Below are 19,184 nucleotides of genomic sequence, written 5' to 3'. Positions count from 1 at the left end.
TCACGCCGACGCCGCTGCACACGCAGGCCGACATCGACCATCTGGCCTCCGCGCTCTGCGACCTCTGGTCTCAATGCGCCCTCGCAAGGGCGGTCGCGTAGACCTCATTCAGCCGGCTGCGTGCCGAGGTTCGGCTCCGGCGCTTGCACGGTTTCGTGCCGGCGATCGACGAGCCAATCGGTGGCGCCGGCCGCGATCCACATGGAAAATAGGGTGATCCAGGCCGTCAGGGCGAAGACCGAGGCGCCGGTGACGCCTGCCCCGACGGCACAGCCGCCAGCGAGCATGCCACCGAAGCCCATCATGGCCGCGCCGAGCAGGTAGCGCCGCATCGATTTGCCGTCATGGAAGCCCTGTAGCTGCAACTGGCCGGTGATCCACGCCGCCAGAAACGCGCCGATGAAGACGCCCGGCACGAGTCCGACCTCGAAATCGATCATCGATCCCGGTGGCGTCAGAAACAGCATCAACGTGTCGGCGGAGGGGCCGGTGAAGGTGAGCGCGTTCATCTGGATGGGCTCGAAGACGATGCCGCGCATGGTGTAGGTGAAAAGCCACGCGACCGGGACCATGAGGCCAACGACGAAGGCGGACACGGTCACCCAGGCGCCGGCCCGGCTCCAGGTCGCTGTCATGATCGCGAGGAGGAGGGCGATCGCCGCCAGTGAGGCTGCCTGGATCTGATCCAGATGCATCATGGCGAGGAGATCGTTACCGCCTGTCGTGGCGGTCGTCAAAGGACGGGCGAGGGCTTCACGAAGCGGCGAGAGGAAGCCGCGCAGGCTGGCTTGGGCGACGACGGCGAAGACGAGGCCGGAGAGGAGGGCGCGCAGATTGCCCGTTGCCGACAGCACGAGAAGGCGGCTGGCGCAGCCGCGGGCGAGCACCATGCCGCTTCCGAACAGAAGGCCGCCCAGCGCGGCGCCGGACAGGCTCTGGGGCGAGGCGATCTGGCGGGCTTCGCTGGTCGAGATGAAACCGGCATCCGACAGAGCCTGCGTGCCGGCGACCGCGGCCGTGAAGACGATCAGCCAGATCGACGTCTTTTCGCCGATCTTGCCGCGGGAGAACTCGACCGTTGCGGCGCGCAGGCAGAATCGGCTTTGCTGTGCGAAGGCGCCGAAAAGCGCGCCGATCACCGCTCCGCCGACAGCGAGCGTCCATTTTTCGCCGATGCGATCGACGGCGACGATCAGGTAATCGGCAAGCGTTTCCATGCGTCAATTCCTCCCGTCTGGATTTGACAGCGCTATGGCGGTTTGACGTTGACCTTGATCAACGTCACACGCATATATTCAAATAATAGAATATTTTTTCAATTGGGAGGAAATCATGAATCGGACCGGACTTTCGCGCCGCGATGCGCTGACGCTGATCGGCGCAACTTCGGCGCTGCCCTTCTTGCCGGGTTTTGCAACGAAGGCCGTGGCGGAGATCACGCTGGGCGCGAAGACGATCACAACCGTCAGCGATGGCAATCTCATGCTGCCGCTCGATTTCGTGTTTCCGGACGCGCCGCAGGACGAGCTGACGGCGCTTCTGGAGGCTGCCGGTCTGCGCACCGACATGCTTGAGCCGGACTGCAATGTCACGGTGCTGAAGGACGGAGACCGCGTCGTTCTGTTCGATGTCGGGTCGGGCCCGAATTTCATGCCGAGCGCGGGCAAGATTCTCGACAATATCGACGCCGCGGGGATCGCGCCTGAGGATGTGACCGACGTCGTGTTCACGCATGCGCACCCCGATCATATCTGGGGCCTGCTGGACGATTTCGACGAGTTCGTGTTCGCCGACGCCAACTACTACATCAACCAGGTGGAATGGGACTTCTGGCGCGCCGACGACACGCTCGACAAGATGCCCGAGGCGCGCAAGAGCTTCGTGGTCGGTGCTCAGAACCGGCTGGAGGCGCTGGAGGACGTCATTCAGTTCTTCAACTGGGGCGACGAGGTGTTGCCGGGCCTGGAGGCGATCGACACGCGGGGTCACACGCCCGGCCACACGTCCTTCGCGATCCATCACGGCAGCGACAGCGTCACGGTGATCGGCGACGCGGCGACGAGCGCGATCATCTCGTTCGCGCATCCCGAATGGCCGTCGGGTTCAGACCAGGACACGGAGCAGGGGATCGCGACGCGTACCAAGCTGCTGGACCGGCTGGCGCAGGAGCAGAGCCGGTTCGTCGGGTTCCATCTGCCGGGCGGCGGCATCGGTCATGTCGAGAAAGACGGTGCGGGCTATCGCTACGTCGCGGACGCCTAGAGTCTCACGGGGTTTCGGGCAGCCGGCCTATTCCGCCGGCTGTCCGTGGCGATCATGGCGCTGCAGGAAGGCGAAGGGCGAGCCTTCGAGCAGATAGGCAAGCCCCATGCGGGCGCCGAAACCGATGCTGAAGACCGCGATCGGCGCGGACACCGCCATGACCGAAACCGCGCTGACGCCCTGGCCAATCGTGCAGCCGAGCGCGAACACGCCTCCGATGCCCATCAGGAAAGCGCCGAGGAGATGGCGGCTCAATTCGCGCGCGTCGTCGCAGGCCTCCCAGCGCATGTCCTTCGACTGCCACGCGCGCAGAGTAGCGCCGATCAGCACGCCGGCGACGAGGCCCACGCCGTAGTCGGGCAGGGCGCCGGTGACGGTGATGATCTGCAGCATCGCGTCGCCGAGCGGCATGACGAAGGATCCGGCCTCGATCTGTACCGGCGTGAAAAGCCGGGTCGAAAGGCCGGAGGTGACGAACCATCCGGCGGCGATGCCGGCTCCGATGACAATACCAGAGGCAAGCTTTTCGCGGTCGCGGCGGAAGCGTCTGTCGCGGAACACCCAGGCCATCGATCCCGCGCCGATGACCAGGGCGACCGGCAGCATCAGGTTCAGGCCGGTAACATGCGAGAGCAGGGCGCCGATGGATTGGCCGCCGACCGGGGCGAGGTCGATCGACAGGGGATCGAGCACCGTGACACGCAGATGTCCGAGAAGGCCGCGCTGCGCGGAGAGGGCAGCAAGCGCGATGCCGGTCAGGACGACCAGGGCCCGCATGCTGCCGCCGCCGAGCCTGATGATCGCGCCGAAGCCGCAGGTGCCGACCAGCGCCATGCCGAAGCCGAACATCAGCCCGCCGATGACGGTTCCGGCGATCGGGAGCGGTTCGGTGAGATAGAAGCTGGGCGCGATGTTGATCCAGCCGAGCGCCTGCATGATCTGCGTCAGGACCAGCGCGACGGCGGCGGCCAGTACCCAGGAGCGCAAACCGCTGCTGTCGCCGGCATACCAATGCCGCTCCAGCGCGGACAGGGTGCAAAAATGATTGCGTCGCGCGACGTAGCCGATCACCGCGCCGATCGCGATGCCGGCGAGCGGCAGCGACCACCCGCTATCAAGCAGAAACATGGTGTCTCCTCCCGTCCGCACATGCTTGCTTGCGGCGTGTTTTTGTCGAGCCTGCCTGTTTCGCCGGGCGTTGGCAAGTTGTGGAGCTTGTCACGATCGCGTCAAAACGTCCCTCCGCAGGCGAAGGCGAGCTAGGCTCGTTTCAACGAGACAGGACGATCAGGCGGGCACCTTGCGCACCGGCGAGCAGAAGAGTTCGTAAAGTGTCTCGACGACGGAGGAGACTTCTTCGCCGGCGATGGAGTAGTAGATCATCCGGCCTTCGCGGCGTGTGTTCACCAGCCGGTCGAAGCGCAAGCGGGCCAATTGCTGCGACACGGCGGCCTGCGGCATCGACAGGATCTCTTCGAGTTCGGAGACGGACTTCTCGCCTTCCGAGAGAATGCACAGGATCAGAAGCCGGGTTTCGTGCGACAGAGCCTTGAGCAGATCGCTCGCCTGACGCGCCTGTTCAATCAGGGCGTCGGCGTTGCTGGCATCCATCTCCAGATTGAATTTCGGCAGTGGCATCGTCATTTCCGACTCTTCGATAATCTCGGCTTCAACATATACTCCCATCGCAATCTGTTTAACAGTGCTTGCAGGCTGACCTCGGCGGTCACTCGGCGCCGCGGGACTCCAGCTTGTCCAGCATCTCGCCCAGCAGGAACCAGAAGAACTCGTCGCCCGTGTAGCCGCGCATGCGGCCGATCTCCTCGCCATCGTCGACGAGCACGAAGGTCGGGGTGAAGCGCTCGACACGAATTCCAGCGAGATCTTCGGGAAGCGGGGCGTGGATGTCGACCCGGCGCAAAGGCGCGATCTTTGCTTCGTCCGTATTGGGATAGGCGGGACCGATCTCCCGGTTCCAGCGCATGCACCAGACGCAGCCGGCCTGTTCGAACATGACGAGTTCGGCGGCGTGCGACGGTGCGGAAAGGGCGATCGAGACGATCGACAGCGTGATGGCGAAAAACTGTCGCATGACCATAACCGTGTTCTGGAGGGCTTGATTTCTAATCATATATAGCATTGTGTGCATGTTTGACAGCCCGATCATTCGCGGTTTGTCCTCGAGGAGGAAATTTTGCTCGACATCGGTTTCAGCGCCGCCTTTCTGGCGGGCCTATTGTCGTTCGTGTCACCATGCGTGCTGCCGATCGTCCCGCCTTATCTCGCCTATCTCGCCGGCGTCAGCTTCTCCGATCTGCAGGACGAGGACATCGAGAGCGGCCGCGCGCGCCACATCATCCTGTCCGCCATCGCTTTCGTGGCCGGTTTCACCACGGTTTTCGTCGCGCTGGGCGCGACCGCAAGCATCGTCGGCCAGACAATCGCGCAATATTTCAACGTGTTGTCGGTCATCGCCGGCGTGATGATCCTCATCATGGGGCTGCATTTCCTCGGTGTCTTCCGGATCGCGTTTCTCTACCGCGAGGCGCGGGTGGACGTGCGCAACAAGCCTGCCGGCTTCGTCGGCGCCTATGTCATGGGGCTCGCCTTTGCCTTCGGCTGGACGCCCTGCGTCGGGCCTGTGCTGGCAGCGATTCTGTTCATCGCCGGAGCCGAGGACACGGCGTTCCGCGGCGCCGGACTTCTGGCGGTTTATTCGCTGGGAATCGGCCTGCCGTTCATCCTTGCGGCGGTATTCGCGAGCCGGTTCATCGGCTGGGCCAATCGCTTCAAACGGCACATGGCGACCGTCGAGAAGGCCATGGGCCTGCTGCTCGTTGTGACTGGCATCTTGTTCATGACCGGGCAGATGTCGCGCATCGCGCAGTGGCTGCTCGACACGTTTCCCGCATTTTCAACGATGGGATAGGAGGATCGACGATGAAGAGACTGATCGCATTGATGGGGCTTTTGCTGATGGTCCTCGCAGCGCCCGTGGCCGCAGCCGAGATGGGCGAGGACGGCCTCCACAAGGAAGACTGGTTTTCCCTGACCTTCAAGGACGTCGCCGAGGACATCGCGGCGGCCAAGGAAGAGGGCAAGCGCCTCGTGCTGATCTTCGAGCAGCGCGGTTGCATCTATTGCCGCCAGATGCACGAGAAGTTCTTCACCGATCCGGAGGTGACCGATTACATCAAGGCGAACTTCAAGGTTGTGCAGTACAACATGTTCGGCGACGAGGAGGTGACGGATCTCGACGGCGACGTGCTGACTGAGAAGACGGCGGCGCGCAAATGGGGCTACGTCTTCACGCCGACGATCGTCTTCCTGCCCGAGGACGTGCCGGACGGGGACATCACGACGGCGAAGGCCGCGGTGGCGACCATGCCAGGCGCTTTCGGCAAGTGGACCTTCCTCAACATGTTCCGCTGGGTGCGGGAGAAGGGCTACGAAACGGACGAGCATTTCCAGAAATATCACGCACGCATCATCAACGAATTGCGCGCGGCCGGGCGGCTCGACGCGGAGTAGTCGAGCGGGCGTTTGATAAATATTCAAAAAATCATATTCGTCCATTGATTGCGCCCCGCCTTTTGGATAGCGTGGCTTGGAAGGGCGGTGCGCCGGAAGTGCGTAGCGTTTGAGTCGGGGCGCCTGCGGAGGGGCGTTCACAGGAGGAGGAACTACAGCCGATGGCTTTCAATACAAGGACATGGCTCACGGCGGCGGCCGTGGTCGCGGCGACAACCGCGGTGGCCTACAGCGAAACGGCGCCGGGTGATGTCAAGATCGAGGATGGCGTCGTCAGCGCATCCCTTTCGGGGCAGCCGGGCGATGCGGCGGCCGGCCGCAAGACGTTCGCGGATCGCAAGCTGGGCAATTGCCTTGCCTGTCACGCGGTGAGCGACCAGAGCGAGCAGCTCTTTCACGGCGAAGTGGGTCCCGAGCTCGACGGCGTCGGCGATCGCTGGTCGCCTGAGGAGTTGCGCGCGATCGTGGTGAACTCGAAGGCGATCTTCTCCGACGAGACGATCATGCCCGGTTTCTACTCGCTCGATGTCGGCATCGACGTGCGCAAGGATCTCGTCGGCAAGACGATCCTGACCGCGCAGCAGGTTGAAGACGTGGTCGCCTATCTGGCGACGCTCAAAGAATGATCTTCCAAGGAAGGAGACGGTAATGACACTTACACGGCGTTCCATGCTCACCCTCTCGGTGGGCGTTGCCATCGGGGCAGTCGCCGGCATGCGGACCGGAGCTGCTTTGGCTTCCGCCGAGGATGCCATGGCCAAGGTCATGGAGTTTTCAGGCGGCATGGAGCCGGAAGCCGGCACCATCACTCTGGACGCACCGGAAATCGCGGAAAACGGCAACACCGTGCCGGTTTCGGTCTCCGTCGAAAGCCCGATGATGGCTGACGACTATGTCGAATCGGTCGCGATCTACGCGGACGGCAATCCCAGCCCGGACGTGATCACCTTCAACTTCACTCCCATGAGCGGCGAAGCCTCGGCAACGACGCGCATGCGCCTGGCGAAGACCCAGAACGTGATCGCGGTCGCGAAGACGAGCACCGGCAAGGTGTTCATGGACAAGAAAGAGGTCAAGGTGACCATCGGCGGCTGCGGCGGCTGATCCTTATCGGAGGTATATGAGAAATGGCAGCGGTCAAACCACGCGTCAAAGTTCCGAAAACCGCATCCGCGGATGAGGTCATCACGATCAAGACGCTGATCAGCCACCCGATGGAATCGGGGCAGCGCAAGGATGGCGACGGCAATCCCATCCCGCGCCAGATCATCAACAAGTTCACCTGCGAGTTCAACGGCCAGACGGTGTTCTCCTGCGACATCGAGCCGGCCGTTTCGGCGAACCCCTATCTGGAGTTCACCGCCAAGGTCTCCGAAGCGGGCATGTTCAAGTTCACCTGGGTGGACGACGACGGTTCCGTCTACACGGAAGAAAAGGAAATCGCGCTTAAATGACGCGCTCGGCCTGCGCGGGAGGGCAGGCCGAATTCACCCTGGCCGGGAGGAAGAGCCTTGAAGAAACACTATCTTGTTACAGCAGCCGCCATTGCCTTGGCCGGAGCGTTCAGCGTCGCGGCCCATGCCGGCGGTCCGGTGGACGAGCAGCTTGTCATCGACGGCGAAATCGAAATGACGACCCGGACGGAGTCGGTCGAAGGGCACCCGCTCGACGAAGTGATTTCCGGTTGGCATTACCGCACGAAGGAAACCCGCGCGCTGGAAGCCGACACGTTCGAGAACCCCGCCATGCTGTATGTGGAGCAGGGTGAGGAAATATGGAACACGGTCGAAGGCACCGAAGGCAAGTCCTGTGCGACCTGCCACGGCGACGCCTCGGAATCGATGGCGGGCGTCGGCGCGCATTACCCGAAATGGGATGCGGATGCAGGCCGGCCGATCAATGTCGAACTGCAGATCAACAAATGCCGCGAAGAGAACATGGGCGCGGAGCCCTACGCCTTCGACAAGGGCGGACAGAAGCCTCTGACGGCGTTCATCAAGCATCAGTCGCTTGGCGAGCCGGTCGCGATGGATCTCAGTGAAGGCGAGATGCAGAACTGGTGGGAGAAGGGCGAGGAGCTCTATTACACCCGCACGGGCCAGCTGAACCTCTCCTGCGCGACCTGCCATGAGAACTACAATGGCTACTACATCCGCGCCGACCACCTGAGCCAGGGCAATGTCAACGGCTTTCCGACCTATCGTCTGAAGCAGGCGTCCCTGGTCTCCGTGCACAACCGCTTCCGCGGCTGCATTCGCGATACGCGCGCCGAAATGCCGGCCGCTTTCTCGGATGAACTGATGGCGCTGGAAGTCTACGTCACCTGGCGCGGTTCCAACCTGTCGGTCGAAACGCCGGCGGTTCGCCAGTAGGGCTTACGCCCCTGATAACCGGCCGGGACGCGGACGTCCCGGCCCAGCATTGATCTCGACAGGTTCGCCGGCCGCGCGCCGGAACGATGTCTGTTGTCCGGAGTGTAATCGGCATGTTTTCACGTCGCGAATTTCTCATGGCATCGGTTGCCGCAGCCTCGATCGCCGGCCCTGGCATGATCGGACGGTGGTCTCGGGCGATGGCGCAGCAGGCACTCACCGAGGACGAGCTTCTGTCCTTCGACGCGACGGGCAACGTGACGCTGGTCCACATCACCGACCTTCATGCCCAGCTCAAGCCGCTCTACTTCCGCGAGCCGTCGATCAATCTCGGGGTCGGCGAGGCAGCGGGCCTGCCGCCGCATGTCACCGGTGTCGATTTCCTGAAGCTCTACAACATCGAGCCGGGGACGCCGCACGCCTATGCGCTGACGTCGGAGGACTTCGTTTCGCTTGCGAAGGCATATGGCAAGATGGGCGGCCTCGACCGGGTCGCGACGGTGATCAAGCGCATCCGCGCCGAGCGTGGCGAGGACAAGGTCCTGCTGCTCGACGGCGGCGACACCTGGCAGGGATCCTACACCTCGTTGCAGACCGAGGGCGCGGACATGATCGAGGTAATGAACGCGTTGCAGCCCGACGCGATGACGGGTCACTGGGAGTTCACCTATGGCGCGGAGCGCGTGACGGAAGTCATCGAAAGCCTGCCGTTCCCGTTCCTCGGCAGCAACATCTATGACGCCGAGTGGGACGAGCCCGCCTTCGAGGCCTACCGGATGTTCGAGAAGGGCGGCGTCAATGTCGCCGTCATCGGCCAGGCTTTCCCGTATACGCCGATCGCCAATCCGCGCTGGATGTTCCCGAACTGGTCGTTCGGCATTCGCGAGGAGGACATCATCGCGAATGTCGAGGCGGCGCGCGAGGAAGGGGCCGACGTCGTCGTGCTGCTCTCGCATAACGGCTTCGACGTGGACCGCAAGCTCGCGTCGCGCGTCGACGGCATCGACGTGATCCTGACCGGCCACACCCATGATGCGTTGCCGGAGCCGGTGATCGTCAACGACACGCTCGTCATCGCCTCGGGATCGAACGGCAAGTTCCTGTCGCGGGTCGATCTCGACGTGCGCGACGGCGCGGTGCAGGGCTACACCTACCGGCTGATCCCGATCTTCTCCGACGTGATCACGCCGGATGCCGACATGACGGCGCTCATCGACAAGGTACGTGCACCCTACGAAGCAGAATTGGCCCGCGAACTCGGTCGCACCGAGTCGCTCCTCTACCGGCGCGGCAACTTCAACGGTACCTTCGACGACCTGATCTGCGACGCTCTGCTCGCCGAGCGCGAGGCGGACATCGCGCTGTCGCCGGGCTTCCGGTGGGGCACGAGCCTCATTCCCGGCCAGGCGATCACGGTGGAAGACCTGCACAATGCGACCTCGATGACCTATCCGGCGGCCTATCGCTCGATGATGACGGGTTCGCTGATCAAGGACATCATCGAGGATGTCGCCGACAATCTGTTCAACACGGATCCCTATTACCAGCAGGGCGGCGACATGGTTCGCGTCGGTGGCATGGGGTACCGGATCAACGTCCACGAGCCGATGGGATCGCGCATCTCCGAGATGACGCTCCTGAAGACAGGCGAGGCGATCGATCCGGACAAGGAATACGCGGTCGCCGGCTGGGCGTCTGTCAACGAAGGCACCGAAGGCCCGGCGATCTGGGACGTGGTGGAAGGATATCTGGAGAAGAATCCCGTCGTGCAGCTTGAGGAGAACACCTCGGTCATCGTCGACGCCTGACGGTGGAAATGCCGCATTCGACATGCGGGATTTTTCCTGATATATAGAAAAAATTGAATATATGCGAACGATCCGGGAGGAACGTGTGAGCGACAAGAACAATGACACTCTGGACAAGACGTCGGCCTCGCGGCGGCGTTTCCTGCAGGCAGGCCTTGCAGGCGGAGCGGTGCTGGCCGGCGCTTCGGCGGCGCGTGCCGCGGGCGACCCGCTGATCACCGAGGTTCAGGACTGGAACCGCTATCTGGGCGATGGCGTCGATGCCAACCCCTACGGCATGCCATCCGAATTCGAGGCGCATGTGGTGCGCCGCGACGTACCTTGGCTGACGGCCGATCCGGTCTCGTCGATCAACTTCACGCCGCTGCACGAACTCGACGGCATCATCACGCCGAACGGTGTCTGCTTCGAGCGGCATCACGGCGGAACGGCGATCATCAATCCGGCCGATCACCGCCTGATGATCAACGGTCTGGTCGACACGCCGCTCGTCTTCACCATGCAGGACCTGATGCGTTTCCCGCGCGAGAACCGGGTCTACTTCCTGGAATGCGCGGCCAATTCGGGCATGGAATGGCGCGGCTCGCAGCTCAATGGCTGCCAGTTCACGCATGGCATGGTGCATTGCGTCGCCTATACGGGCGTGCCGCTGAAATACCTGCTGGAAGAGGCAGGGGTGAAGACCAACGGCAAATGGGTGTTGGCAGAAGGCGCGGACGCCGCCGCGATGACGCGCTCGATCCCGATGGACAAGGCGTTGGATGACTGCCTCGTCGCCTTCAAGATGAATGGCGAGGCGCTGCGTCCCGAACAGGGTTACCCGCTGCGCCTTGTCGTTCCCGGTTGGGAAGGCAACATGTGGGTGAAATGGCTGCGCCGTCTTGAAGTCGGCGATGAGCCGTGGGCCCAGCGCGAAGAAACCTCGAAATACACCGACCTTCTCGCCAACGGAAAGGCCCGGCGCCATACGTGGGAGATGGAGGTGAAGTCCGTCATCACCAATCCGAGCCCGCAGGCGCCGATCACCCATGGTCGCGGTCAGATGGTGATCAGCGGGCTGGCATGGTCGGGCTATGGCCGGATCCAGCGGGTAGACGTCTCGATCGACGGCGGCCGCAACTGGCAGACGGCGCGTCTCGATGGGCCGAGCCTGCCAAAGGCGCTGCATCGCTTCTACCACGACTTCCAGTGGGACGGCTCGGAGATGCTCATCCAGTCGCGCGCGATCGACGAGGGCGGCTACATCCAGCCCACGAAGGACGAGTTGCGCGCCGCGCGTGGCGAGAATTCCATTTATCACAACAACGGCATCCAGACCTGGTATGTCAAAGCCGACGGAGTGGTTGAGAATGTTGAAGTTTCTTAAGGCGGGGCTTCTCGGCGCGGCCGTCGTTTCCGTCGCATGGTCGGCGCAGGCCGCCGACGTGGCCGATGGCGAAAATGTCTTCCGCAAATGCGCTGCCTGCCACTCCGTGGGCGAAGGCGCCAAGAGCCGCGTCGGGCCGCATCTGAACGATCTCTTCGGCCGTCAGGCCGGCACGATCGACGGGTTCAAATATTCGGCCGCAATGGTTGCGGCCGGGGAAGGCGGGATCGTCTGGGACGAGCAGACGCTGACCCAGTATCTCGTCAAGCCGCGGGACTTCGTGAAGGGCTCGCGCATGGCATTTGCCGGCCTTCGCAAGTCGGCCGACGTCGCCAATGTGATCGAGTACCTGAAGACGTTCGACGAGAAGATGGCGTCGACGGTAGGACAGGAGCAGCCCGCCGAAGAGGAAGTCGAGACGGCAATGGCCGAGACGCCGGCGCTGGCAGCCGATGTGCCGCTTCCGGAACATGACGGACAGTTCAAGCTCGGCCGCGTGGCGACCGAAGACGAGATCGCCGCGTGGGACATGGATGTGCGTCCCGACGGCCTCGGACTGCCGGTCGGCTCCGGCACGGTGGCTGACGGCGAAGTGCTCTACACCGACAATTGCGCGGTGTGCCACGGCGATTTCGGCGAGGCGGTCGGCCGTTGGCCGGTCCTCGCCGGTGGCCAGGGTACGCTTGAAGACGACCGTCCGGAGAAGACGATCGGTTCCTACTGGCCGTATCTGTCGACCGTCTACGACTATGTTCGCCGGGCGATGCCCTTCGGCAATGCGCGGTCGCTGTCGGATGACGACGTCTATGCCATCACGGCCTATCTGCTCTATCTGAACGACGTCGTGGACGACGAGGAATTCGAACTGTCCAACGAGAACTTCACGGACATTCATCTGCCGAATGAAGACAATTTCATCGAGGATGACCGTCTGGAGGAAGCTCACTACGCGGACAAGAAAGAGGCTTGCATGACCGATTGCAAGCCGGCTCCGGTCGAGATCACCATGCGCGCGCGCGTGCTGGATGTGACGCCGGACAGCGATGAGGAGGGTGCAGGCGGGGAGATCGACTAGCATCAACACGCGACTGCGCATTCCCGTCGGCTTTTTTGGGAGGAGGCCGATGCGAGACATGAAATTCTGGACACTGGTCGCGCGGGGCAGGGCCTCGACGGGAGGCAGCCTTTTCGCTCTCCTGATGGCTTCCTCCCTGGCGTTCGCCGGCGACGATCTGGATCCGGCCGGCGAACGCCTTTTTTCCAACTGCAAGACCTGCCACGAGGTGGGCGAAGGCGCCCGCCACAAGATCGGGCCGCATCTGGACGGGATCATCGGCCGTAAGGCCGGCTCGCTCGACGGCTTCAAATATTCCAACGCCATGCGCGCGGCGGGCGAGGGCGGCCTTGTGTGGTCCTCGGAAACGCTGCACGCCTATCTGCAAAAGCCGCGCGATTTCATCAAAGGCAATCGCATGTCGTATCGCGGCATGGCCGACGAGGGTGATCGCGAGACGCTGATCAAATGGCTTGAGGCCGTCTCGGCGAGCGAGCCGGGGGCGCCGATCGACAGCGTGGCGGCGACCGACCACCCCGCGCGAGGGTTCGCCGACATCGTCCTCGCGATGGAAGGTGATCCCGACTACGGCGAGTATCTCGCCGGCGAATGCGTGACCTGCCATCAGGCCAGCGGCCACGCCGACGGCATTCCCTCGATCGTCGGGCTGCCCCGGGACTATTTCATCACTGCGCTCTTCGAATACAAGACCAACGTTCGCAGGAACGAGGTGATGAAACTGCGCGTCGCAAACCTGGCGAATGAGGAGATCGCCGCGCTTGCCGCGTATTTTGCCGGGCTGGAACCCCAGTAACCGGCGAAAAGGACTGCAACGAGAGAAACGGGAGGAGTTGTCATGACCAGACTGACGAGACGCCATTTCGGGCTCGTGACGGGCGCCGCTGCCGCGACGCTTGCCATGCCCACCTATCTGAGGGCGCAGGACAAGCCCAGGGTCGTCGTGATCGGCGGCGGCGCAGGCGGAGCGACTGCCGCACGCTATATCGCCAAGGATTCCGAGGGTGCGATCGACGTCACGCTCATCGACGATTCCGATCAGTTCACGACCTGCTTCTTCTCGAACCTCTATCTTGGCGGATTCCGCGATTTCGGTTCGATTACCCATTCCTACGACAAGCTGCAATCCGACTACGGGATCACCAAGGTGACCGGCATGGCGGTGGGCGTCGACGGCAAGGCGCGAACGGTCCAGATGGCCGACGGCGCGACCATTCCGTATGACCGGCTGGTGGTGTCACCGGGAATCGACCTGATCTACGATTCCGTCGAAGGTTATTCGGAAGAGGCGGCCGAGATCGCGCCGCACGCCTGGAAGGCCGGGCCGCAGACGCAGCTTCTGAAAGAGAAGCTCGACGGCGTCGGCAATGGCCAGCAGATCGTGATGGTCGCGCCGCCCAACCCGTATCGTTGCCCTCCGGGACCCTATGAGCGGGTGTCGATGATGGCGCATCTCCTGAAATCGAAGGGTGTCGACGCGAAGATCATCATCCTCGATCCGAAGCCGAAATTCTCCAAGCAGGGACTCTTCGAGGAAGGCTGGGCGAAATATTACCCGGGCATGGTCGAGTGGTACGGACCCGACGTGCATGGGGGCATCGAGAGCGTCGATGTGGCCAGCGGCACCGTCGAGACGGGGATCGACACCTTCAAGGGGGCCTTGCTCAACGTCATTCCGGCGCAGAAGGCGGGGGCGATCGCAGCCAATGCGGGCCTGACTGACGACAGCGGCTTCTGCCCGATCGACGCGACCTCGATGCGCTCGGTCAGTGATGAGAACATCTTCGTCATCGGCGATGCGTCGATCGCAGGCGCGATGCCGAAATCTGGGTTCTCCGCCAACAGCCAGGCGAAGGTGGCGGCGATGAACATCCGCGGCGATCTCATCGGGTCGAAGGTGTTCCCGGCGCGCTATTCCAACACCTGCTGGAGCCTGATCGAAACCGATGACGGTGTGAAGGTCGGCGCACAATACGCTCCACAGGAGGGCGCCATCGCCTCGACGTCCTCCTTCATCAGCCAGACCGGCGAGGACGAGGCCGTTCGCAAGGCGACCTACGAAGAGTCGGTCGGCTGGTACGCGGGGATCACCGCCGACATGTTCGGCTGATCCGCAGCGCCCTCCAATGAGAAACGGCCGCGTCTTTCGCGGCCGTTTGCATTCGGGACGCTGGTTTGCGGTTCAGGCCGCAGTCGTTTCCAGATCCTTGTCTGCAGTCAGCGTGCTCATGGCCTGGTGCTGGCTCAGGAATACCTTGCCGTTCAGATGGCCGAAGAAGTCGCAGCGCTTCAGGCGGTCCATGACCGGGCCCTTCACCTCGCTCAGATGAAACTGCACGCTCAGTTCCTTCAGGCGCTCGTTGATCGCCTCGAGCGACTCCAAAGCGCTCATGTCGATCTCGTTGATCGCCGGGCACATCAGGACGACGTGTTTCAGCTTCGGCCGCTGGGCGACCATGTCGTAGATGCGGTCTTCGAGAAAGCGGGCATTGGCGAAATAGAGGCTCTCGTCCACCCGCAGCGTCAGGATGTCGTCATGGGTGATCACCTCATGGCGAAGCACGTTGCGGTAATGCTCGGTGCCCGGAACCTGCCCGACGACCGCCATGTGCGGCCGCGAGGAGCGGTAGAGATGGATCAGGATCGACAGGGCGACACCCATGGTCACGCCCAATTCGACGCCGACGAACAGCGTGGCGAGGATGGTGACCGACACGGCCGCGAAATCCGCGCGGGAATAGGCCCAGGTCTTCTTCAGGATCGAAAAGTCGACCAGCGACAGAACGGCGACGATGATTGTCGCCGCAAGCGTCGCCTTCGGCAGGAAGAAGAGAAGCGGCGTCAGGAACAGCGACGCCATCAGGAGGCCCATCGCGGTGAACGCGCCCGCAGCCGGGGTCTCCGCACCCGCGTCGTAGTTCACGACCGACCGCGAGAACCCGCCCGTGACCGGATAGCCGCCGGTGAAGGCGCCGCCGATATTGGCCATGCCCAATCCGATCAGTTCCTGGTCGGGGTCGATGCGCTGGCGTTTCTTCGCCGCCAGCGTCTGCGCGACGGAGACGGATTCGACGAATCCGATGATGGAGATCAGGATCGCGGATCCGGCGAGGCTCGCCCAGACATCCGGTGAGAAGGACGGCGCGGTGAGGGGCGGGAAGCCCTGCGGGACGTCACCGACGGTCTTGACGCCGAACTTGTCGAGCGAGAACAGCCAGACGACAAGGGTCGTGATTGCGACAACCGCGACGGGTCCCGATTTGGCGGCGGTGTCCGCCAGGCGCGGCTTGAGGCCACGCGCGAGGAGTAGCGGTTTGAGCCCTTTGCGCACCCAGAACAGGGCAGCAGTCGCCGAAGCGCCGATGACGAAGGTGATCCAGTTGATGTCGCCGAGATGTTCAAACAGGGAGACCAGCAGCTCCAGCAGATTGTGACCCGACGCGTCGATGCCGAGTATGTGCTTGAGCTGGCTCGCGGCGATGATGATGCCCGAGGCGGTGATGAAGCCGGCGATCACCGGATGCGACAGGAAGTTGGCGAGAAAACCCAGGCGGAACAGGCCCAGCCCGGCGAGAAACAGGCCGGACAGGAAGGCGAGCGTCAGCGCCGCCGCGATGTATTCCGGGGTGCCTTGTGCGGCGACATTGCCCACCGCCGTCGCCGTCATCAGCGAAACAACTGCCACCGGTCCCACGGCAAGCGCCCGACTGGTGCCGAAAATGGCATAAAGGACGATCGGCAGGATCGAGGCATAGATGCCCATCTGCGCAGGAAGGCCCGCCAGGAGCGCATAGGCGAGCGACTGCGGGATCAGCATGATCGTGACGATCACCGCGGCCAGCGCATCGTTGGCGAAGGCGTCGCGATCATATCGCCGGCCCCAGTCGAGTATGGGAATCCGGCGCGTGACCGCAGGAGGTAGGTTGAGGGGCATTGTCTTTCTTCAGCCGGGGAGGCTGTCCAGAAGATTGCTCATGTCGTAGCCGGCGTTGCTCGCGGCCTCGCGCAGTTGGTCCTTCGGCTTGCCAGCCAGCACGCCGGCGATCGTCCACAACATCGTGCAGCGGGTGCCGCTGCGACAATAGGCGAGGACCGGACCGTCGCTTCCCGCCACGGCATCGGCGAACGCACTCGCCGGTTCCACGCCGATCATCGCCGAGGTGACGGGCAGGAACGCCGTTTCCATGCCGGCGGCCCGGGCCGCCGCGGCCATCGCGTCATAGGGCGGCTGGCCCTCGTCCTCGCCGTCCGGCCGATTGCAGATCAGCAGGCGGTATCCTTGCTTGGCGAGTTCCGCGATGTCGTCGAGGGCGATCTGCGCGCTTACCGCGACCTTGTCGTCCAGCGGCTTTATGTTCATGTGCCGGCTCCGTTTCCTAGAGGGCGTTGATCGGGACTTTCAGCATCGGCCGGCCGTCCTTGTCGGTCGGGACCTCGCCAGCGCGCATGTTAACCTGCAGCGACGGGATGATAAGCCGCGGCATGTCGAGGGTCGCGTCGCGTTCGGTGCGCATCTGCACGAACTCTTCCCTGCTCTTGCCTTCGCCCACATGGATGTTGTGCGCCTTCTCGTCACCGACCGTGGTTTCCCACTCGATGTCGCGGCCGTTCGGGCCATAGTCGTGGCACATGAAAAGGCGCATCTCGTCAGGCAGGGCGAGCACTTTCTGGATGGAATCGTAGAGCGTTCCAGCGTCGCCGCCGGGGAAGTCCGCACGCGCCGAACCGCCATCCGGCATGAACAGCGTGTCACCGACAAAGGCCGCGTCGCCATAGACATGCGTCATGCATGCTGGCGTGTGTCCCGGCGTGTAGATGGCGAACGCCTCGATGGAGCCGATCTGGTAGCTGTCGCCGTCCTTGAACAGGGCGTCGAACTGCGAACCGTCGCGCTGGAATTCCGTGCCTTCGTTGAACACCTTGCCGAAGGTGTCCTGCACGATCATGATCTTGTCGCCGATGCCGATCTTGCCGCCGAGCTTCTGCTGGATGTACGGCGCCGCGGACAGGTGGTCTGCGTGGACATGGGTCTCGATGATCCACTCCAGCTTCAGGTCGTTCGCCGTGATGAAGGCGATGATCTCGTCGGCGTGGTCATAGGTGATCCGGCCGGCCGCGTAGTCGATGTCCATGACGGAATCGACCACAGCGCAGGCGTTGCTCTGCGGATCCTTGACGACATAGCTGATGGTGTTGGTCGCCGGATCGAAGAAGGGGGTGACCTCGGGCTTCACGTCCATTGTGACGGGATAGCTTGGCGTGTTCTCGGGATAGCTCGTCATGACGCTCTCCTTTTCTCCAGACTGTTGCCACGATTCCGCAGCATGTTTGCTTTGAGCGGCTCCCGCCGAGTTCGACATTCTGCTGGCAACACGTTCCGCTCAGAGGAGTTTTGCGTTGCCGACTTGCGAACCGCTTTCGTCTCACATATATTTGCGATTACAAATATGCAAGAGCGCTAATATAAAATGGACGTGACAGCCCTAGAGGACAAGATTTCCGACGCTTCGAAACTGCTGGAGATGATGGCACATCACCAGCGGCTGAAGATACTGTGCCTGTTGTCGGAAGGTGAGCGCAGCGTGTGGAGCCTGGCCGAGGACACCGGTCTGACGCAGCCGGCGATTTCGCATCACCTCAAGAAACTGCGGGATTGCGAACTCGTCAAGACGAGGCGCGACGCGCAGACGATCTTCTATTCGCTCAAGGGGCACGAGGTCGAATCCGTACTGAAGACCCTCAACGGCATCTACTGCAACTGATCGGGCGACGCCTGGTCGGTTACGATGTAGAAGGCCGGCGGAACGACAGCGGAGGATTCGACTGTGCAATTTGCTTTCCTGAACGGCGTCGTACTTCACTACCAGACGATCGGCGCTCCTGCGGGCAAGCCGACGATCGTGTTCGCCAACGCACTCGGCACCGACTTCCGGATCTGGCGCGACGTCATCGTGCGCCTTGCGGGCGATTTCGCCATCCTGACCTATGACAAGCGCGGCCATGGCCTCTCGGATGTGGGCGAAGCACCCTATTCCATGGACGACCATGTGTCGGACCTCGAAGCGCTGCTCGATCATCTCCAGGTCAAGAACGCCATCATATGCGGTCTGTCCGTGGGCGGCGTGATCGCGCAGGGGCTCTATGCCCGGCGCAAGGATCTCGTTCGCGCGCTGATCCTTTGTGACGCGGCGCCGAAGATCGGCGACACGGAAAGCTGGAACCAGCGGATTGCAATCGTGAACGAGGCGGGCATCGCTGCGCTCGCGGACAGTATCCTGCAGAAATGGTTCACGCCGGAATTTCGCGATCCCGGCAATGCCGACTTTGCGGGCTATCGCAACATGCTCACGCGTTCGCCGGTCGAAGGCTATGCGGGAACCTGCGCGGCATTGCGCGATTGCGACTACACCAACGACGCGCGGCAGATCGGCGTGCCCACCTTGTGCGTGGTCGGCGATCAGGACGGATCGACGCCACCCGATCTCGTTCTTTCCATGGCGAAGCTCATTCCGGCGGCGCGCTACGAGGTGATCGAGGGCGCCGGCCACCTACCTTGCGTCGAACAGCCGGAGACGCTGGTCGCGGTCATCCGGGCCTTCCTGTCCGGTCTCGACACCGGCGGGAACGGCGGATAGACCACACCCCCGACAGCACAACCTTCAAGGCAATCTGGACCATGACCGACGCCTACATCTGCGACTACATCCGCACGCCGATCGGCCGCTTTGGCGGCGTTTTGTCCTCGGTGCGTCCCGACGATCTGGGGGCGATCC

21 protein-coding genes and 1 pseudogene are annotated in these 19,184 nt (G+C 62.9%); 15 read left to right on the top strand and 7 right to left on the bottom strand.

Going from position 1 to position 19,184, the window contains the following annotated elements; all coding sequences use genetic code 11:
• Positions 1-104: 104 nt before the first annotated feature.
• Entirely contained in the window at positions 105-1,217 is a 1,113-nt protein-coding gene (locus MRY80_RS16080; RefSeq protein ID WP_293292068.1) for a YeeE/YedE family protein, read from the bottom strand.
• A gap of 115 nt (positions 1,218-1,332) precedes the next feature.
• Between MRY80_RS16080 and MRY80_RS16075 the strand changes: the two genes are divergently transcribed.
• Entirely contained in the window at positions 1,333-2,262 is a 930-nt protein-coding gene (locus MRY80_RS16075; RefSeq protein WP_293292067.1) for an MBL fold metallo-hydrolase, read from the top strand.
• 27 nt (positions 2,263-2,289) lie between these two features.
• Here MRY80_RS16075 and MRY80_RS16070 read toward each other — a convergent pair whose 3' ends face one another.
• The 3 genes from MRY80_RS16070 to MRY80_RS16060 form a co-directional block, all read right to left on the bottom strand.
• Positions 2,290-3,390 (bottom strand): YeeE/YedE family protein, encoded by a 1,101-nt coding sequence (locus MRY80_RS16070; RefSeq protein WP_293292066.1) that lies wholly within the window; start codon positions 3,388-3,390, stop codon positions 2,290-2,292.
• Positions 3,391-3,549: 159 nt separating this feature from the next.
• Complete coding sequence (locus MRY80_RS16065) at positions 3,550-3,900, bottom strand: metalloregulator ArsR/SmtB family transcription factor (protein WP_293292070.1); 351 nt, start codon at positions 3,898-3,900, stop codon at positions 3,550-3,552.
• Positions 3,901-3,988: 88 nt separating this feature from the next.
• Positions 3,989-4,354, bottom strand: a complete 366-nt coding sequence (locus tag MRY80_RS16060; protein WP_293292065.1) for a transcriptional regulator — start codon at positions 4,352-4,354, stop codon at positions 3,989-3,991.
• Positions 4,355-4,456: 102 nt separating this feature from the next.
• Here MRY80_RS16060 and MRY80_RS16055 point away from each other — a divergent pair, with 102 nt between their 5' ends.
• The 11 genes from MRY80_RS16055 (at position 4,457) to MRY80_RS16005 (ending at position 14,521) form a co-directional block, all read left to right on the top strand.
• Positions 4,457-5,191, top strand: a complete 735-nt coding sequence (locus tag MRY80_RS16055; protein ID WP_293292064.1) for a cytochrome c biogenesis protein CcdA — start codon at positions 4,457-4,459, stop codon at positions 5,189-5,191.
• Positions 5,192-5,202: 11 nt separating this feature from the next.
• The gene (locus tag MRY80_RS16050; RefSeq protein ID WP_293292063.1) at positions 5,203-5,793 is read left to right on the top strand and encodes a thioredoxin family protein; all 591 of its coding nucleotides are present in this window, start codon (positions 5,203-5,205) and stop codon (positions 5,791-5,793) included.
• Between the two features lie 161 nt (positions 5,794-5,954).
• Positions 5,955-6,419 carry a sulfur oxidation c-type cytochrome SoxX gene (gene soxX, locus MRY80_RS16045; RefSeq protein WP_293292062.1) on the top strand — a complete coding sequence of 155 codons (465 nt, stop codon included), beginning with the start codon at positions 5,955-5,957 and terminating at the stop codon, positions 6,417-6,419.
• A gap of 22 nt (positions 6,420-6,441) precedes the next feature.
• Positions 6,442-6,897 carry a thiosulfate oxidation carrier protein SoxY gene (soxY, locus tag MRY80_RS16040; protein WP_293292061.1) on the top strand — a complete coding sequence of 152 codons (456 nt, stop codon included), beginning with the start codon at positions 6,442-6,444 and terminating at the stop codon, positions 6,895-6,897.
• Between the two features lie 23 nt (positions 6,898-6,920).
• Positions 6,921-7,247: a thiosulfate oxidation carrier complex protein SoxZ gene (gene soxZ, locus MRY80_RS16035; RefSeq protein ID WP_293292060.1), complete on the top strand. Its 327-nt coding sequence runs from the start codon at positions 6,921-6,923 to the stop codon at positions 7,245-7,247.
• Between the two features lie 96 nt (positions 7,248-7,343).
• Entirely contained in the window at positions 7,344-8,165 is an 822-nt protein-coding gene (gene soxA, locus MRY80_RS16030) for a sulfur oxidation c-type cytochrome SoxA (protein WP_293292069.1), read from the top strand.
• 113 nt (positions 8,166-8,278) lie between these two features.
• Positions 8,279-9,973 (top strand): thiosulfohydrolase SoxB, encoded by a 1,695-nt coding sequence (gene soxB / locus MRY80_RS16025; protein ID WP_293292059.1) that lies wholly within the window; start codon positions 8,279-8,281, stop codon positions 9,971-9,973.
• An 85-nt stretch (positions 9,974-10,058) separates the two neighbouring features.
• A complete protein-coding gene (gene soxC, locus MRY80_RS16020; protein WP_293292058.1) occupies positions 10,059-11,339 on the top strand; it encodes a sulfite dehydrogenase in 1,281 nt (426 codons plus the stop codon).
• On the top strand, positions 11,323-12,414 hold the full coding sequence (locus MRY80_RS16015) for a c-type cytochrome (RefSeq protein ID WP_293292057.1): 1,092 nt from the start codon (positions 11,323-11,325) through the stop codon (positions 12,412-12,414). The genes soxC and MRY80_RS16015 overlap by 17 nt, the downstream gene beginning before the upstream one ends.
• Positions 12,415-12,472: 58 nt before the next feature.
• The gene (locus MRY80_RS16010; RefSeq protein ID WP_293292056.1) at positions 12,473-13,207 is read left to right on the top strand and encodes a c-type cytochrome; all 735 of its coding nucleotides are present in this window, start codon (positions 12,473-12,475) and stop codon (positions 13,205-13,207) included.
• Between the two features lie 42 nt (positions 13,208-13,249).
• Positions 13,250-14,521, top strand: coding sequence for an NAD(P)/FAD-dependent oxidoreductase (locus tag MRY80_RS16005; protein WP_293292055.1), 1,272 nt, complete (start codon positions 13,250-13,252; stop codon positions 14,519-14,521).
• Between the two features lie 72 nt (positions 14,522-14,593).
• Here MRY80_RS16005 and sulP read toward each other — a convergent pair whose 3' ends face one another.
• Genes sulP through MRY80_RS15990 form a run of 3 tightly spaced genes read right to left on the bottom strand, consistent with a single transcriptional unit; the run spans position 14,594 to position 17,693 of the window.
• Positions 14,594-16,345 (bottom strand): sulfate permease, encoded by a 1,752-nt coding sequence (gene sulP, locus MRY80_RS16000; RefSeq protein WP_293292054.1) that lies wholly within the window; start codon positions 16,343-16,345, stop codon positions 14,594-14,596.
• A 9-nt stretch (positions 16,346-16,354) separates the two neighbouring features.
• On the bottom strand, positions 16,355-16,771 hold the full coding sequence (locus MRY80_RS15995; protein ID WP_293292053.1) for a TIGR01244 family sulfur transferase: 417 nt from the start codon (positions 16,769-16,771) through the stop codon (positions 16,355-16,357).
• A gap of 16 nt (positions 16,772-16,787) precedes the next feature.
• Positions 16,788-17,693 (bottom strand): MBL fold metallo-hydrolase, encoded by a 906-nt coding sequence (locus MRY80_RS15990; RefSeq protein WP_293292052.1) that lies wholly within the window; start codon positions 17,691-17,693, stop codon positions 16,788-16,790.
• 186 nt (positions 17,694-17,879) lie between these two features.
• On the opposite strand from MRY80_RS15990, the gene MRY80_RS15985 reads away from it, so the two are divergent.
• The 3 genes and pseudogenes from MRY80_RS15985 to MRY80_RS15975 all read left to right on the top strand — a co-directional run.
• On the top strand, positions 17,880-18,173 hold the full coding sequence (locus tag MRY80_RS15985) for a metalloregulator ArsR/SmtB family transcription factor (RefSeq protein ID WP_293292051.1): 294 nt from the start codon (positions 17,880-17,882) through the stop codon (positions 18,171-18,173).
• Positions 18,174-18,236: 63 nt separating this feature from the next.
• Positions 18,237-19,046, top strand: coding sequence for a 3-oxoadipate enol-lactonase (pcaD, locus tag MRY80_RS15980; protein WP_293292050.1), 810 nt, complete (start codon positions 18,237-18,239; stop codon positions 19,044-19,046).
• A gap of 41 nt (positions 19,047-19,087) precedes the next feature.
• Positions 19,088-19,184 (top strand): annotated as a pseudogene (locus tag MRY80_RS15975) (acetyl-CoA acetyltransferase); the annotation flags it as partial.

It is taken from the genome of Oricola sp. (assembly GCF_022763245.1).
In the GTDB taxonomy this organism is placed as follows: domain Bacteria; phylum Pseudomonadota; class Alphaproteobacteria; order Rhizobiales; family Rhizobiaceae; genus Oricola.
This window is presented reverse-complemented; position numbering and strand designations above follow the sequence as displayed.

What these genes read in the sequence shown, in the direction of transcription:
- MRY80_RS16080 (WP_293292068.1), bottom strand. Translation starts at nt 1,217, where the DNA reads ATGGAAACGCTTGCCGATTACCTGATCGTCGCCGTCGATCGCATCGGC.
- MRY80_RS16075 (WP_293292067.1), top strand. Translation starts at nt 1,333, where the DNA reads ATGAATCGGACCGGACTTTCGCGCCGCGATGCGCTGACGCTGATCGGC.
- MRY80_RS16070 (WP_293292066.1), bottom strand. Translation starts at nt 3,390, where the DNA reads ATGTTTCTGCTTGATAGCGGGTGGTCGCTGCCGCTCGCCGGCATCGCG.
- MRY80_RS16065 (WP_293292070.1), bottom strand. Translation starts at nt 3,900, where the DNA reads ATGCCACTGCCGAAATTCAATCTGGAGATGGATGCCAGCAACGCCGAC.
- MRY80_RS16060 (WP_293292065.1), bottom strand. Translation starts at nt 4,354, where the DNA reads ATGCGACAGTTTTTCGCCATCACGCTGTCGATCGTCTCGATCGCCCTT.
- MRY80_RS16050 (WP_293292063.1), top strand. Translation starts at nt 5,203, where the DNA reads ATGAAGAGACTGATCGCATTGATGGGGCTTTTGCTGATGGTCCTCGCA.
- soxX (WP_293292062.1), top strand. Translation starts at nt 5,955, where the DNA reads ATGGCTTTCAATACAAGGACATGGCTCACGGCGGCGGCCGTGGTCGCG.
- soxY (WP_293292061.1), top strand. Translation starts at nt 6,442, where the DNA reads ATGACACTTACACGGCGTTCCATGCTCACCCTCTCGGTGGGCGTTGCC.
- soxZ (WP_293292060.1), top strand. Translation starts at nt 6,921, where the DNA reads ATGGCAGCGGTCAAACCACGCGTCAAAGTTCCGAAAACCGCATCCGCG.
- soxB (WP_293292059.1), top strand. Translation starts at nt 8,279, where the DNA reads ATGTTTTCACGTCGCGAATTTCTCATGGCATCGGTTGCCGCAGCCTCG.
- MRY80_RS16015 (WP_293292057.1), top strand. Translation starts at nt 11,323, where the DNA reads ATGTTGAAGTTTCTTAAGGCGGGGCTTCTCGGCGCGGCCGTCGTTTCC.
- MRY80_RS16010 (WP_293292056.1), top strand. Translation starts at nt 12,473, where the DNA reads ATGAAATTCTGGACACTGGTCGCGCGGGGCAGGGCCTCGACGGGAGGC.
- MRY80_RS16005 (WP_293292055.1), top strand. Translation starts at nt 13,250, where the DNA reads ATGACCAGACTGACGAGACGCCATTTCGGGCTCGTGACGGGCGCCGCT.
- sulP (WP_293292054.1), bottom strand. Translation starts at nt 16,345, where the DNA reads ATGCCCCTCAACCTACCTCCTGCGGTCACGCGCCGGATTCCCATACTC.
- MRY80_RS15995 (WP_293292053.1), bottom strand. Translation starts at nt 16,771, where the DNA reads ATGAACATAAAGCCGCTGGACGACAAGGTCGCGGTAAGCGCGCAGATC.
- MRY80_RS15990 (WP_293292052.1), bottom strand. Translation starts at nt 17,693, where the DNA reads ATGACGAGCTATCCCGAGAACACGCCAAGCTATCCCGTCACAATGGAC.
- MRY80_RS15985 (WP_293292051.1), top strand. Translation starts at nt 17,880, where the DNA reads ATGGACGTGACAGCCCTAGAGGACAAGATTTCCGACGCTTCGAAACTG.